This is a genomic window from Parafrankia sp. Ea1.12, assembly GCF_900465275.1.
In the GTDB taxonomy this organism is placed as follows: Bacteria; Actinomycetota; Actinomycetes; order Frankiales; family Frankiaceae; genus Parafrankia; species Parafrankia soli.
On sequence record NZ_UBIZ01000206.1, the window covers coordinates 54,089 to 69,671 of the forward strand.

General features: G+C 71.5%; 9 protein-coding genes and 1 pseudogene. 7 read left to right on the top strand and 3 right to left on the bottom strand.

Going from position 1 to position 15,583, the window contains the following annotated elements; translation table 11 throughout:
* Positions 1-85 precede the first annotated feature (85 nt).
* The 5 genes and pseudogenes from FMEAI12_RS07545 to FMEAI12_RS07565 all read left to right on the top strand — a co-directional run bounded on the left by FMEAI12_RS07545 (position 86) and on the right by FMEAI12_RS07565 (position 8,407).
* Positions 86-1,318, top strand: a complete 1,233-nt coding sequence (locus FMEAI12_RS07545) for a CaiB/BaiF CoA-transferase family protein (RefSeq protein ID WP_071065669.1) — start codon at positions 86-88, stop codon at positions 1,316-1,318.
* Positions 1,319-2,140: 822 nt separating this feature from the next.
* Positions 2,141-3,397, top strand: a complete 1,257-nt coding sequence (locus FMEAI12_RS07550; RefSeq protein WP_112105461.1) for an ABC transporter substrate-binding protein — start codon at positions 2,141-2,143, stop codon at positions 3,395-3,397.
* 56 nt (positions 3,398-3,453) lie between these two features.
* On the top strand, positions 3,454-6,330 hold the full coding sequence (locus FMEAI12_RS07555) for a branched-chain amino acid ABC transporter permease/ATP-binding protein (protein ID WP_112105462.1): 2,877 nt from the start codon (positions 3,454-3,456) through the stop codon (positions 6,328-6,330).
* A pseudogene (locus FMEAI12_RS07560) lies at positions 6,326-6,481 on the top strand (CoA transferase); the annotation flags it as partial. The gene FMEAI12_RS07555 and the pseudogene FMEAI12_RS07560, both read left to right, overlap by 5 nt.
* Positions 6,482-7,156: 675 nt before the next feature.
* Entirely contained in the window at positions 7,157-8,407 is a 1,251-nt protein-coding gene (locus tag FMEAI12_RS07565; RefSeq protein WP_112105463.1) for an ABC transporter substrate-binding protein, read from the top strand.
* A gap of 54 nt (positions 8,408-8,461) precedes the next feature.
* Here FMEAI12_RS07565 and FMEAI12_RS07570 read toward each other — a convergent pair whose 3' ends face one another.
* Complete coding sequence (locus FMEAI12_RS07570; RefSeq protein ID WP_112105464.1) at positions 8,462-11,065, bottom strand: ATP-binding protein; 2,604 nt, start codon at positions 11,063-11,065, stop codon at positions 8,462-8,464.
* Between the two features lie 107 nt (positions 11,066-11,172).
* Here FMEAI12_RS07570 and FMEAI12_RS07575 point away from each other — a divergent pair, with 107 nt between their 5' ends.
* Positions 11,173-11,907 carry a haloacid dehalogenase-like hydrolase gene (locus FMEAI12_RS07575; RefSeq protein ID WP_200835213.1) on the top strand — a complete coding sequence of 245 codons (735 nt, stop codon included), beginning with the start codon at positions 11,173-11,175 and terminating at the stop codon, positions 11,905-11,907.
* A 263-nt stretch (positions 11,908-12,170) separates the two neighbouring features.
* Positions 12,171-12,950: a FadR/GntR family transcriptional regulator gene (locus FMEAI12_RS07580; protein ID WP_112105466.1), complete on the top strand. Its 780-nt coding sequence runs from the start codon at positions 12,171-12,173 to the stop codon at positions 12,948-12,950.
* Between the two features lie 169 nt (positions 12,951-13,119).
* On the opposite strand, the gene FMEAI12_RS07585 is transcribed toward FMEAI12_RS07580, so the two are convergent.
* Both FMEAI12_RS07585 and FMEAI12_RS07590 read right to left on the bottom strand, forming a co-directional pair.
* Positions 13,120-14,280, bottom strand: a complete 1,161-nt coding sequence (locus FMEAI12_RS07585) for an acyl-CoA dehydrogenase family protein (protein ID WP_112105467.1) — start codon at positions 14,278-14,280, stop codon at positions 13,120-13,122.
* A gap of 4 nt (positions 14,281-14,284) precedes the next feature.
* A complete protein-coding gene (locus FMEAI12_RS07590) occupies positions 14,285-15,355 on the bottom strand; it encodes an acyl-CoA dehydrogenase family protein (protein ID WP_112105468.1) in 1,071 nt (356 codons plus the stop codon).
* Positions 15,356-15,583: the final 228 nt, after the last annotated feature.

The window sequence follows — 15,583 nt, forward strand, 5'->3', positions numbered from 1 at the left end:
AACTAAATACAAAGACGCAGTTGACAGGCCGTAGGGGCCGGTGGGATATATCGGTACCGACGTGGCGCGACGGGAGGCGGCGCAGATGGCTCGACCGATGGAGGGCGTCCGAGTGCTGGAGGTCGCCCAATACACTTTCGTCCCCGCCTCCGGAGCGGTTCTGGCCGACTGGGGCGCGGACGTGATCAAGGTCGAACACGCCGAGTACGGCGACGCCCAACGCGGGCTGATCCGGCTGCTGGGTCTCGATGTCTCCAGCAACGGAAACGCGTTCTTTCCCATCATGGAGGCCCCCAACCGCGGCAAACGCAGCATCGGGCTCGCGCTCGAAAAGCCCGGCGCGCGCGTCGTTCTGGAGAAGCTCGTCGCGCGGGCCGACGTGTTCGTGACGAACTTCCTGCCCAGGTCACGGTCCCGACTGAAGATCGACCTCGAGGACATCAGGGCAATCAATCCCAACATCATCTATGTGCGGGGCAGCGGTTTCGGCCAGCGTGGCCCGGAGCGTGACAAGGGCGGGTACGACGGCACCGCGTTCTGGGCCCGGGGCGGCAGCGCGTCGGGCGTCACCCCACCCGGAGCCGAGCGGATGACGAAGATGCCAGCCGGCGCCTACGGCGATTCGATGGGCGGGCTGACGATCGCCGGCGGCATCGCCGCGGCCCTCTACCGGCGCGCGGCGACCGGTGAGCCCTCGGTGGTGGACGTGTCCCTGCTCGGCGTCGGAGCATGGACCACCCAGTTCTCGGTGAACCTGGCCCTGCTGGCCGGCGGACCGCTGCCGGACGTCGAGGAGCCCCGGCACGGCGCGCCGACGAACCCGCTGATCGGCGCCTTCCGGACCGCGGACGACCGGTGGCTCCAGCTGTCGATGCTCCAGCCGGGGGTGTACTGGCCGGAGTTCTGCACGGTCGTCGGGCGCCCGGAGCTCGCCGAGGACGAACGGTTCAACTCGACCGAGAAGATCATGGCGAACGCCGCGGAGGCCGCCGATCTGGTGGCCGAGATCATCGCCTCCCTGACCTACTCCGAATGGCTCAAAACCGTCGAGGGGATGAAGGGCCAGTGGGCCGTGGTCCAGGACGCCTGGGGCGTCGGCCAGGACGTTTCGCTGCGCGCCAACGGCAACATAGGAACCCTCGTCGACGCCGAGGGCAGGAACCGTGAACTCGTCGCGAACCCCGTCCAGTTCGACGAGACACCCGCAGACCTCGGCCGCGCGCCGCGCTTCGCCGAGCACACCGACGAGATCCTGCAGGAGCTGGGTTGGTCGGAGGAGGAGATGATCCAGCTGAAGATCGACGGCGTGGCAACCTGACCCGGGCCGCGGGAAAGTCCGAGGTATCACCCACCCGATCAGCACCAGGCCCCCGGCCTGCGCCCGGTCGGCGAACTCCGCGCATTCGCCCACTACTCGCCGCCTGCCGCCGAGAAACCCGCCACGCACCGCACCGTAAGCACCGATCACATGATCGGAAGCACTGCCGTCACCCATCCGACACCGAAAACTCTCCACGGAGAGGCTCACCGCAACCCACACCGGTTCCCGGGCCGTTTCAGAATGTGCCGGCAGACGCCGACGTCGATGTCGCTCCCCGCCGGGCCCTGCCCGCCGTGCGCTGTGTCCTGACCCCGCCGCCAGACAACGGGATCGCATCCAGAACACCCGGATCAGACCGGAACAAACCCATCCCGAATCGCACCACGACTCGGCGGACTCATCGGTGGTTGACTTCCGCCTGGGCCGCGGGCCGGCGTGCCCGTGTACCCAGAACCTGATTCCGGTGTGCCGCCGCGCGCATCACCGAATGTGTGGCGGCAGCGGTCCGCTCGCCTCAGCCCGTCAACTCGGAGCATCGCCACCTGCATATTTCTCCAGATTCCGCTTGTGAAACGGACAGGCGGTCCGTACCGTGGCCGTTCATATCGGACCGGAGGTCCGATTCGACAGATCGACCGGCCGGGGACCCGGCCGCACCGCCAGGCGGGTGCGGCCCGGCGGCCTGCGATCTCGCCACGAACCACACCGTCCCGGCCGACGGAAGTACAGATCACCTATCGCGAGACGAGGGACATCAACATGCGGAATTCGGGGATCCTGCTCGGCAGGTCGGCATGCGGACGGCAACCGCGACAGCCGGTGGGCGTGCGCTTAGCCGCGTTAGGAGCTTTAGGTGCTCTGGCCGCGAGCCTGTTCCTCGCCGGTTGCGGCGACAGCGACGACAACGGGAGCAGCGGGACGGCGGGCGACACCGGGACCGCCGCCGAAGTTCTGGGCCCGGTGGCGCAGGCAAAAGGTGACCCGGTGAAGATCGGAATCATCTCGGACGGCAAGGGCCCCGCCGCGGACCTCTCCTACGAGTTCAAGGTCTCCGAGGCGACCGTCAAATACCTCAACGAACACCGCTCCGGAATCGCGGGCCGGCCCATCGAGCTGGTGGAGTGCGAGGCGCTGGCCGACCCGGCCAAGGCCACCGACTGCGCGAACCGGATGGTCGAGGAGAACGTCGCCGCCGTCGTCGTCGGCTCGGCCGGGGCCGGGGAGCAGATCTGGGAGCCGCTGCACGCCGCGCACGTCCCGGTGATGTTCTACACCGCCAACGGCGCCGGGTCGCTGGGCGACCGCGAGTCGACCTTCGTCCTGGCCGACCAGTTCTTCCCCCTGGTGACCCTGCCGGTCAAGGTCGCCAAGGACGAGGGCGCCAAGAAGGTGACGGCCATCGCGATCGACCTGCCCATCGCCAAAGGCCTCTTCCAGATCATCAGGCCTCAGCTCGAGCAGCAGGGCCTCGCGCTCGACGTCATCCTGATCCCGCCGGGCACCGCCGACATGACGCCGCAGATGCAGAGCATCATCAGCGGCGATCCCGGGATCGTGCACGTGGTCGGCAGCGACGCCTTCTGCATCAGCGCCTTCAACGGACTGCGCGCGGTCGGGTACGACGGGCCGCGCACGGCCATCGCGCACTGCGTCAGCGACGCGACCCGGGAAGCCGTACCCGGCGACTTCCTGGAAGGCATGACGATCACCGCGACCGCCCCGATCGGCTCGGACGACCCGGCGATCCGCCTCTTCAACGCCGTGGTGGAGACCTACGGCAAGGACATCGACGTCACCGAGGCCGGCGCCGCGGCCATGTACCTCACGGTCTCCGCCTTCCACTCCGCGCTCGAGGGGATCACGGGCGACATCACCCCGGCCACCGTCACGGCCAAGATCAAGGCAATGCCGGAGAAGGACCTGCCGGGCGCGACCGGACTGCGGTTCCGGTGCAACGGCAAGGCGTATCCGGCATCCCCGTCGGAATGCTCCCGAGGCGGTCTCCTGACGACCCTGGACGAGAAGGGCCGGCCCACCACGTACGAGGCGGTCGGAGTGACGCCGATCGAGGACTGAGACGACGGCCAGCTCGCTGTCACAGCCCTCGACCGGGACGACGTCGGGAGATCGTCATGGATCATGTCGCCTCGCTCCTCCTCGGGCTCGGCAACGGAGGGGTGTTCGCGGCGTTGGCCGTGGCACTCGTGCTGACCTACCGCAGCTCGGGTGTCATCAACTTCGCGACCGGAGCGATCGCTTCCTACGTCGCCTACACGTACGCCTGGCTACGGGACGGCGAGCTGCTCGTGCTCGTGCCCGGCCTGCCGACGTCGGTCGGCCTCGGCAGGCCGCTGGGCTTCGCCGCGGCGGCGCCGATCGCCCTCGCGATCGGCGCGCTGCTCGGCGCGCTGCTCTACCTGCTGGTGTTCCGACAGCTGCGCGAGGCACCGCCGCTGGCCAGAGCGGTCGCCTCCCTGGGTGTTCTCCTCGTGATCCAGTCGCTGTTGGTGATCCGGGTCGGCGTGGCACCGGTGAGCGTCAAGACGATCTTCCCGGGAGAGCGCTGGCGGCTCGGCTCGTTGACCGTGCTCTCCGACCGCTTCTACCTCGCGTTGTCAGTGCTGGTGCTGACCCTCGCGCTGACCGCCGTCTACCGCTTCACCCGCTTCGGGCTGCTCACCCGGGCGACCGCCGAGTCGCAGACCGGCGCGTACGTGAGCGGCGTGAACCCCGACCGGGTGGCCCTGCTCAACTGGATGATCAGCAGCGCGGTCGCCGGCGCGGCCGGGATCCTCATCGCCCCGTTGACCCCGCTCGCGCCGGCCACCTACACCCTGTTCGTCGTTCCGGCGCTGGCCGCCACGGTCGTCGGTGGCTTCCAGCATCTGCTTCCGGCCGCCGCCGCCGGGCTTGCCATCGGCATGCTCCAGGCGGAGGCGATCGCGCTGGCCGCAGACCACTCCTGGCTGCCGCAGAGCGGGTCGGCGGAGCTGGTGCCGCTGGTGGTGATCCTGGTGGCGCTGCTGGCCACCGGACGGGGCCTGCCCGTGCGTGGCACTCTCGTCCGCCAGCCCCTCGGCCGGGCGCCCCGGCCACGTTCGCTGCTCCTGCCGACCGTCATCGGCACCCTGATCGGCGTCATCGCGCTGCTCGCCACCGACGGAACCTGGCGCAGCGCCGTCATCGGCACGTTCATCGCGGCCGTCATCGGCCTGTCCCTCGTCGTCGTCACCGGCTACGCCGGCCAGGTGTCGCTGGCCCAGCTCGCCCTCGCCGGCAGCGCCGCCTTCACCCTGTCCGGCCTCACCCGGAGCTGGCATGTGCCGTTCCCGTTCGCGCCGCTGCTGGCCGCCCTGGTCGCCACCGTCCTCGGTGTGCTCGTCGGGCTGCCCGCCCTGCGGCTGCGCGGCCTGACCCTCGGGGTCGTCACCCTCGCCCTCGCCCACGCCATCGAGGCCGTCTGGTTCCGCAACACCGACATCGTCAGCGCCAGCGGCGCCCTGGTGACCCAGCCCTCGCTGTTCGGCCTCGACCTGAGCATCGGCACCGGTCACGCGTTCCCCCGCATCCAGTTCGGTCTGCTCTGCCTGGCCGTGCTCGTCGCCACCGCGTGGGGCGTCGCCCGCCTGCGGAGAAGCGCGCTGGGGTCGGCCATGCTCGCCGTCCGCGCCAACGAGCGGTCCGCGGCCGGCATCGGCGTGAACGTCGTGCTCATCAAGGTCGTGAGCTTCGCGCTGGCGTCCTTCATCGCCGGTCTCGGCGGCAGCCTGCTCGCCTACCGGCAGAGCACGGTCACCTACGAATCGTTCACCGCGATCAGTGGCCTGACTCTGCTGTCGACGGCGTACCTCGCCGGAGTGACCTCGGTGTACGGCGGCATTCTCGCCGGTGTGACGGCCGGGACCGGCATCATCTTCATCGCCCTGGACCGGTGGGTCGACCTCGGGGACTGGTTCCCCGTCCTCTCCGGGCTCGGGGTGGTCGCCGTCGTCCTCGTCCACCCCGAGGGGGCGGCCAGCGCCGGCCACCACCTCGCCGACCGCCTGGCCCGCCTTCGCGGCGGACGGAGCCGGAGCGGCGGAAAGCCGGCACCGTCCGCGCCGGCACAGAGCGTGGCAGCGGGGGACGTGGCAGTACAGGACATGGCGGCGCAGCACGCTCCGACCGGGGGGAAGCCGGCGGCGGTCGCAATGGCGGACGCGACCTCGGGGACGGCAGCTGCCCCGGAAGCCGGCACCGCTGTGGACGCCGGCACCGCTGTGGACGCGGCGGCGGAAGGGGCGCCGGGTCTCGACGTCACCGGGCTCACCGTGCGCTACGGCGGCACGGTCGCGGTCTCGGACGTCTCGCTGGGGGTGCCAGCCGGGCGGATCGTCGGCCTGATCGGCCCGAACGGCGCGGGCAAGACCAGCGTGATCGACGCGGTCACCGGCTTCACCCGAGCTCAGGGCGAGGTGCGGTTCGGCGGGCAGCGCATCGACCAGCTGGCGCCGCACCAGCTCGTGCGGCGCGGCCTGGCCCGGACCTTCCAGTCCCTCGAGCTCTACGACGACCTCACCGTCGAGGAGAACGTCGGCGCCGCTTTGTTCGGCACCCGCGGCGAGGGGCTGCACCGTGCCCTGCACGCCGCGCTCGACCTCGTCGGCATCGGTGACCGGGCCGACCGGCCCGCCGGTGAGCTCAGCCAGGGTGAACGCCAGTTGGTCTCGATCGCCCGTGCCTGTGCCACCGGCCCCCGGATCCTCCTGCTCGACGAACCGGCCGCGGGACTCGACTCCACCGAGACCGCGTGGCTCGGCAGGCGCATCCAGGCGATCGGCCGGTCCGGCGTCGGGCTGCTGCTCGTCGACCACGACATCGCCCTCGTGCTCGGCGTCTGCGACTACATCTACGTGCTCGACTTCGGAACGGTCATCGCCGAAGGCACCCCGGCCGAGATCCGCGCCAGCCGGGCCGTCGCCGATGCCTACCTCGGCACCACCCACGACACCCCAGCGGTGATCTCGTGAGCTCGTCGTGAACCCCGTCCAGTTCGACGAGACGCCCGCGGAACTCGGCCGCGCGTCACGCTTCGCCGAGCACACCGACGAAATCCTGTGGGAGCTGGGTTGGTCGGACGACGAGATGATCCAGCTGAAGATCGACGGCGTGACGACCTGACCCGGGCCGCGGGAATGCCAGAGGTACGACCTACCCGATCAGCATCGGGTAAGCGGAAGCATCTCTCCGGAAAGACCCTCCCAGGAACCCGGACCGGTTCCTGGGCTGTTCCAGGGTGCGTCGGCCGACGCCGATGCCGGAGCCGTCCGCTATCGGGCTCCGCCCTGCGCGCGCTGTTTCCCGGCCCCACCGCCGGACAATGGCGCGCACCCCGCCCGGAACCAGACCGGAAGCCGGCCCGACTCCGATAACGCGACCGCTACCCGGCGGACTCGTCCACGGGCGCATCACCCGCGCCCAGTATCCGGGCAGCCGCCGTCGCCGTGCTGATCGCCGAACGGCCACCGGCAGCGATCCGTCCGCCTCGGCTCGCCCGTGCAGACCATCGTCACCTGCGTCTTTCTTCGGATTCCGCTTGTGAGGCGGACCGGTGGTCCGTACGGTGGCTCCCTGCATACCGGACCGGCGGTCCGATTCGACGGGATCGGCTGGCCGGGAACTCGACCGTGCCGGCGGCGGGTGACCCGGGGACCTGTGGTCTCGCCACGAACCACACCGTCCCGGCCGGCGGCGGTACAGCACACCCAACGCGAGACGAGGGACATCAACATGCAGAAGTCGGGGATCCTGCTCGATAGGTTGACGCGCAGGCGGCAACCGGGACAGCCGGTAGGCGTGCGCTTAGCCGCGTTAGGGGCGTTAGGCGCCCTGGCCGGGAGCCTGTTCCTCGCCGGCTGCGGTGACAGTGACGACAACGGGGGCGGCGGGACGGCGGGCGACACCGGGACCACCGCCGAGATCCTGGGCCCGGTGGCCCAGGCAAAGGGCGACCCGGTGAAGATCGGTATCGTCTCGGACGGGCAGGGCCCCGCCGCGGACCTGTCCTACGAGTTCACCACCGCCGAGGCCACCGTCAAGTACCTCAACGAGCACGGCTCCGGCATCGCGGGCCGGCCCATCGAACTCGTGCAGTGCGAGGCGCTGGCCGACCCGGGCAAGGCCACCGACTGCGCGAACCGGATGATCGAAGAGGACGTCACCGCCGTCGTCATGGGCTCCTCCGGGGCCGGGGAGCAGATCTGGGAGCCCCTGCACGCCGCGCACGTACCGTCGATGTCCTATACCGCCAACGGCGCCAAGTCGTTGGCTGACGGCGATTCGACCTTCGCCCTCAGTGACCAGTTCTTTCCCCTGGTCACCATGCCGATCACGGTGGCCAAGGACGAGGGCGCCAAGAAGGTGACGGTCATCGCGATCGACCTGCCCGTCACCACCGGTCTCTACCAGCTCACCAGGCCTCAGTTCGAGCAGCAGGGCATCGCGCTCGACGTCATCCTGGTCCCGCCGGGCACCGCCGACATGACGCCGCAGATGCAGAGCATCGTCGGCGGCGACCCCGGGATCGTGCAGGTGGTGGGCAGCGACGCCTTCTGCATCAGCGCCTTCAACGGACTGCGCGCGGTCGGGTACGACGGGCCGCTCGCGGCCATCGCGCACTGCATCACCGACGCGACCCGCGAAGCCGTGCCCGGCGACTTCCTGGAGGGCATGACGGTCACGGCGACCGCCCCGCTCGGCTCGGACGACCCAGCCGTCCGCCTCTTCGAAGCCGTGATGAAGACCTACGGCAAGGACATCGACACGACCGAGGCCGGCGCGGCCGGCATGTACCTCACGGTCTCCGCCCTCCACTCCGCCCTCGAGGGGATCACGGGCGACCTCACCCCGGCCACCGTCACGGCCAAGATCAAGGCAATGCCGGAGAAGGACCTGCCGGGCGCGACCGGACTGCGGTTCCGCTGCAACGGCAAGGCCTATCCGACCCTCCCGGCGGAATGCTCCCGAGGCGGTCTCATCACGACCCTGGACGAGAAGGGCCGGCCCACCACGTACGAGGCGGTCGGAGTGACGCCGATCGAGGACTGAGACGACGGCCAGCCCGCTGTCACAGCCTCAACCGGGATGACCGGCCTGCCGATGTCACTCGGCGTCGGCAGGCCGCCGGCCTGCACCCTCGGGACCACGGGTGTCCCAGCGCAGCTCGACCGTGAGCCGCCCGTCGTCGACATCGACGATCGCCTGGACGGCTCCGGTCAGCGCGGGGGGCTCCGTCTGGCCCGGCCAGGCTGCCGAGACGAAGACGCTGCCGCCCTCGGCGTCACTCCACAGCGTGAGCAGCGCCCGGTTCTCCGGCAGCACGGCGAGCGTGCGGTCGAGCAGGTCGACCAGCCCGGCCCGCAACTCCAGCGGAATGTTCGCCGGCTCCCCCGCGACCTGCACCTCGACGGTCATCCCGCGGCCCTCCGCGGCGGCGACGACCGCCTCGATGTCGGCGGCGAGCATGGCCAGGGTGGAGCCCGCACCGTCCTGGACGAGCATGCGGCGGATCGCCCCCGCCTGCCGGGCACACTGCCGACGCCACCGGCGGTCCCGCGGGTCGGCTGTCCCGTCGGCGAGCGCGTCGAGGGTCGGCAACACGTCGTCGCGGATGGCGCCCAGCCACCGCGCCCGCTCCCGGCGGATCATCACGTCGGAGTCCCGGCCGGCGGCCGTCTCCGCCTCGGCGCGGGCGGCCCGCGCGGTGGTGTCGGCGGTCCGCCGCAGCAACGGTCCCATCATGGCCACGATCAGCTGAAGCCCGGTGATTCCGTACGCGAGCGAGAGCAGCCGCGAGACGGTGAGCGGATCCATCACGCCGCGGACGACGACGGTCGCGACCACGGCGGCCACGACGACGGCCATCGCCGCGAGCGACTCCACCGCCCGCCGGGACGCCGTCACGAACGCGACCAGCAACCCCACCGCGATCAGCGGCCAGTTCACCACCCGCAGCAGGTCGCCGTCGTCGACGTTGGCGCTGGCCAGCACCGCCCCGATGGCCAGCGCCGTCACACCGGCCGCCTCCGGCCCCGACAGCGGACGGCGGCGGACCACCGACGCGACGGTGACCGTCGCGGCCGCGAGCACCAGCCAGACACCGACAGCCGTGGCCGCGGAGTGGACCCGTCCCAGCGTGACGAGCAGCGGCAGCAGCATCAGGACCTGCCAGGCGATGGCGAGGGCGGCGATCACCACGCGCAGGCCGGCGGCGTAGTCGTGCCGAAGGTCCGCCGCGGTCGTCTCACGCGTGGTCTCCGCACCGGCCCGGCTACCAGAGGCGCTGCCGGCGCTGCTGCCGGCGGCCGGGCCGCCGGCTGCCGGGCGCGGGTCCGCGTTCGCGCCGTGGTCCGGCCAGGTCAGCGTCACGGTGGTGCCGCGCCCGGGCGCGGAGTCGATCGTCGCCAGGCCGCCGGCGTCCCGGACCCGCGCGAGGACGGACTGACGCACCCCGAGCCGGTCGGGAGCGAATCTGCCCGGCTGGAAGCCGGCGCCCCGGTCGCTCACCCGGATCGTCAGCCGCCGTGGCGACCGCTCCAGGCACACCCACGCCTCGCCCGTCCCCGCGTGCCGCTCGACGTTGGCCAACGCCTCACCGGTGGCGCCGGCCAGCGCGGCCACGACCGCCGCCGACGGCCCGCCGGCCTCCTCACCGGCAGCGGGATACCCGGCAGCGGGATACCCGTCGGCCGGCTGCCCGTCCTCGAGCGGCGCCGTTCCGGTCAGGTGCACGGTCAGGCCGCGTTCCCGGGCGCTGCTCACCACCGCGGCGAGAGCGGCGTCCAGGCCGATGGCCGGTGGGCCGTGATCGTGGGCGAGCAGGTGGCGCACCGCCGCGGCGCCGGCCGCGCACCGGCGCCGCGCCAGCGCGAGATCGTCCCCGCCGCCCCAGGCGATGCCCGTCAGGATGTTGAGGACAGTGTCGTGCAGCAGCCGTTGACGCTCCCGCCGGTCACGGTCGAGCGCGAGCACGAGCACCCTGGCCCGGTGGCCGAGCATCGCCGAGGTGAGGCGGTCGTCCGCCCGTCTGGTCGACTCGCGCAGGCGGCACACGGCGAGCGCGAACAGGACGGGCACGACCAGGGTGAAGGTGACCGCGGTGAACACCTGGGGCCGCCCGTCATGTCCGCCGACGACGACCGACACCACCAGAACGGTCTCGGCGGCGGCGAACGCGCGCGGCGGCAGCGCCCACGCCGCCGTCAGCCCGGCGTGGAAGACGGCGAGCATCACCCAGCTCCCGGTGTCACCGGCGGACGCCGGCGGCAGGCAGACCGAGCTCAGCGCCGCGGGGGCGGCCGCAGCCACGACGGTGCCGGCAGCGAGCGGCACGCCCACACCGTGGCGCAGGCTGACGACCACGAAGAGGACACCCCACGCGGAGGCCGCCACGACGACCGCCACCGCGGCGGCCTCGTGCGCGTACCAGGAGTTCCACACCGCGAGGTAGACCGGTGTCAGGACGAGGCCGGCCGACCGCAGCGCCGCGAGCGCCCGGACGGTCGACCGCTCCAACGCCGCGCTGGCCCGGGATGACGCCGCGCCGGCCAGGTCGTCGCGGTACCCGGGACGGCCGGTCGCGAACGGAACCGATGGCCACGGTGCCGACATCGACGTGGCCGGGGTAGCCGCGAGAGCCACGGGCGAGGCCCGGTTGCCCGACGGCAGCGGGCGTTCGTGGCCCCCGCCCCCGTCTGACGTCCCCATGACGCCACCCTGCCACGAAGCTCACCGGGCATCCCAGCAACCACCGAGTGGCCGAACGTCCCTGGGTATCGGCGCACCGGATGATGCCGCCGTGGAATCATCGCCGGGTGGCCACGCCGTCGCTCGTCCTGTGGGACATCGACCGGACTCTGCTCACCGTCGGCCCGCTCGGCCGGGAGATCCACGCCGCCGCCTTCGAGGCTGTTGTCGGCCGTCCGCTCGGCGAACGGGCGGACACGACCGGCCGCACCGAGCGCGCGATCCTCCGCGACACTCTGCGGCTCAACGGCGTCGCCGTGGACGAGGCGGTTCTCAGCGCCCTCTACACGGCGATGGGGCTGGCCGCGGAGCGGCTCGAGGCACGCATGCGACAGATCGGCGAGCCGATGCCCGGCGCTCGGGCGGCCGTCGCGAGCCTCGCCGACCACGCGGGCCTGCCGAGCGGGACCGTCGTGCAGTCAGTGGTGACCGGCAACCTCCGTTCCGTAGCGGCGGCGAAGCTCCGCGCCCTCGGCCTGACGGAGCACCTCGACCTCACCATCGGCGGCTACGGGGATGACGACGGCGACCGGGCCGTGCTTGTCCGGCAGGCGGTCAAACGGGCCGAGGCCGCCTACGACCTCACCTTCGAGCCGGCCCGCACCGTCGTCATCGGCGACACCCCGCACGACGTGAAGGGCGCCCGCGACGCCGGCGTCCGGGCCGTCGGCGTCGCCACCGGCGCCACCACCGCCGCCGCTCTGGCCGCCGTCGGCGCCGACGCCGTCCTGGCCGACCTGACCGACCTCGACGCCCTGCACAGCGCCGTCCTCGGCGTCGGCCCGGCGGAACGCCGCGCATGACCGTCGACGTCCACACCGTTGGTGTCCAGGTAGCGGCCGGTCTCAACGGGGTCCCGAGGTCCGTGCTTACGGCCTCGGGCCGGGTCGCACCCGGCTGTCAACTCCGTATCGTCTGGCCCCGGTAAGCTGGGTCAACCGCAAAAACTGGTCCACCGAGCGGTGTCGAGCCATAGCGGGCCGTCGAGGCATAACAGCGGGTGCACCACCCTGCACATCAGGTCCATGTCGGCTACCGGAAGCGGCCGAGGGAGAGAAGGTCGATCATGGTGGCCGAGTCGAGAAAAACACGGAATCGCGACCGGGCGACGCTGCGCGAAAAGCCCCAGCGCATTGCCGACGAGCTTCGACAGCTCATCGTCCAGGGCGATCTTTCGGAGGGAGAATCGCTCGGCCACGAGCCGGACCTGGTGGAACGCTTCGGGGTCTCCCGCCCATCCCTGCGCGAAGCACTGCGCATACTCGAGACCGAGGGGCTGATCTCGGTCAAACGCGGTGTCCTCGGCGGAATCGTCGCCCATCGGCCCGACCAGCGGATGACGGCGCGCACCGCGGCCCTCGTGCTCCAGGCCCGCAACGTGCCGCTCGCGGACGTCCACGCTGCCCGTAGCCTGCTCGAACCGGTCGCCGCACGGCTTGTCGCCACGTCCCGGGGTCGTCTCGCGGCGGCCAACGAACTACGGCGGCTCACCGCCGAGCAGCTCGAGGTGATCGACGACCCCGAGGCGTTCGGGAACGCCAACTCGCGTTTTCACGCCCGACTCGTCGAACTGGCCGGAAACCAGACCCTGGGCATTGTCGCGGAAATGCTCAACGAAATTGTCGGCCGAGCCGTCGCCGCGGTCAGCCAACCCGAGGACGGAAAAGACACCACGGACACCCGGCTACGTGGGCTGCGTTCCCAGGCCCGACTGGCAGCCCTAATCGAGGCGGGCGACGCCGCCGGCGCGGAAGAACACTGGAAAGAACACATGACGACGGTGGGAAAGGTGCTGCTTGCCCAGGGCGCCAAATCAGTCATCGACCTGATGCAACATCAGTACTGATATTCGTCCGCACGCAGCGGCTGGTTACCGGCCCAGCGGCCCTTCATCTTGTCCAGCAGCATCAGGATCGGCAGGCCGGACTCGCTGAACGCATGACCGTGACCGTGGTCTCCCCCACCGCCCGGCCACTGCCGTCGCCGAGATCGACACCTCGTGGGCGCGGCGTCTGTCAGCCGGACGGGTGCCGGCTCCGGGGCAGGCGGCAGGCCTGCGCAGCGATGATGTTGCGCTGGATCTCGCTGGTGCCCGCGTAGATCGCCGTGCCGAGCGAGAACCGCAGGGCGTGCTCGATGCGGCCGTCGGCGAGCGCCGTGGGGTCGAGCCGGCTACGCAGGGCGTCCGGCCCGACCAGCTCGGTCAGGTCCTCGGCGGCGTCAACCAGGGATTCGGTGCTGAACAGCTTCGACATGGGGCCCTCGGCCACCGGGACCTGCCCGGTGGCGCTCATCCAGGTGGTGCGCAGCTCCAGCAGCCGGGCGACCTCGAGCGCGGTCGCCCAGCGACCGAGCCGCGCCTGCACATCGGGCTCGTCCAGCCGCCCGCTGGCGCGTGCCCACTCCTCCACCGCCCCGAGCAGGCGGTCCAGGTGCGGGCTGAACGCGGCGGAGTGCTCGTCCTGGAGCGCGAGCATCAGCGCCCGCCACCCGCCGTCGACCTGGCCGATACGCCAGCGGTCCTCGACCGCCACCCCGCTGAGGAACACGATGTTCGTCCGCTCCCCGGAGAGGGTGTACACGGCCTGTACATCGATGCCGGGCTGGTCGAGCCGCACCAGGAACAAGGTGAGGCCGGCGTGCCTCGGGCCGTCGGGACGGGTGCGGGTGAGCAGGAAGATGTAGTCGGTGACGTGACCGTTGGTCGTGAACATCTTCTGGCCGTCCACGATCCAGCGGTCGCCGTCGCGGCGGGCCCGGGTACGCACACCGGCGACGTCGGAGCCCGCCTCGGGTTCGGTCATGCCCAGCGCGATGGTGAGCTCACCGCGCAGGAACCGCGGGAGGATCTCGGCCCTGAGCTCCGCCGAGCCGACCACCCGGATGACGTTGGCGACCATCTCCGTGGTGGCGACGGCGTAGATCGGCGCCTCCGCCCTCGTCAGCTCCTCCTCGAGGACGTGAACCTCGTAGGGGTTCAGCCGCCGGTGGCCGTCGTCACGCTCCCAGCCCGGACCGACCCAGCCGCGCTCGGCCAGCCGCCGGGCGAAGGTCGCGTCGTGTGACACGCCGCTGCGGTACACCCGCTCGTCGAGTTCGGGCGTCAGCTCCCGCGCGAGGAACTCCTGTACCTCGGTACGGAACGCCGACACGGATTCGTCCAGTTCGAAATCCACGCGCTCAGACCTCCGTGTCGCCGCCGTACCGGGCCCGGGCCGCCCGCCGATAGGCGTCCCGCGGCTCGCCCCACACACGCGCCCAGCCCCTCGCCCGCCGGTAGTACAGCTGGAGGTCGTACTCGAACATGAAGCCGTAGCCGCCGTGAAAGTGGACGGCGTCGTAGGTCACCTGCCGGGCGGTCTCCGCCGCGAAGGCGAAGGCCATCGCGGCCAGCTCGCGGGCGCGAGGCGATCCCCGCCCCGGCTCCGCGGCCGCCCTGACCGCCAGCAACCGGGCGCCGTCCAGGGCCGTCGCGCCGTTCGCCAACGGATGCGACACTGCCTGGTTGGCACCGATCGGCATGTCCCACGCCCGCCGCTCCCGCGCGTACTCGCAGGTGGCCCGGTGCGCCGCCGCGGCCACCCCGACGAGCCCGCCGGCGGTCAGCACCAGCCAGTCGTCGAGCGCGGCCTCGAAGGCGGCAACCGCCGCCGGGCCGCGCACGAGCTCGACCGCATCGGCGTCCAGGGTGACGTCCGCGAGCGGGGCGGAGGCGAGGTTGGCGACGGCGCGGCGCGTCCCGTCGCGCAGCGGCACGAGCAGCAGCCGCTCGCCGTCGAGGACGATGGTGTCGTCGGCGACCGCCGCCGCCGGCACGAGTGACGCCGTGCCGCCGTGCGCCGGGCGCACGGCCAGCGTCACCAGCCGCTCCCCGCGCAGGGCGGTCGTCAGCGCGGTACGCGCCGCGTCGGTGTCGACGTCGCTGGCGTCGACGGCGCCGGCCAGGCCGACGCCGGCCAGAACAGCGAGCAGCGAGGCTGCGGCCTGCGTCTCGACGACGGGCGCCGGCGCGACCGCGGCTCCGACCTGCTCGGCCACCAGGACGAGGTCGAGAAGCGCCGCTCCCCAGCCACCGTGCTCCTCCGGGACGGCCATCTCGACCACTCCGACGTCGCGCAGCACCGCCCAGAGCACCGGATCGAAGCCCACCGGCTCGGCGGCCCGCACCCGTTCCGGCGGGGCATGCTTCGCGAGCAGCTCGGCGAACGAGGCGACGAGCGCCCGCTGTTCCGCACTGAGCTTCAGGTCCATGGCTTCAGGTCCATGGCAGCACGATCCGCACAGTCAGAGGCTACCAAAACATATACATTTTTTCCAGGCGGTGCGATCCCGACTCGGCGACGGAGCAGGCCGGCCGCCACAGAAACCTGGTGAGCGGATGCCGTCCACCCAACCCTCTGCCACCGCATATATATATAGATCTATTGGCTTCGATGCGGTAACGTCGGCCGCCAGTCCACGACGTCAGCTTCCCTGGAG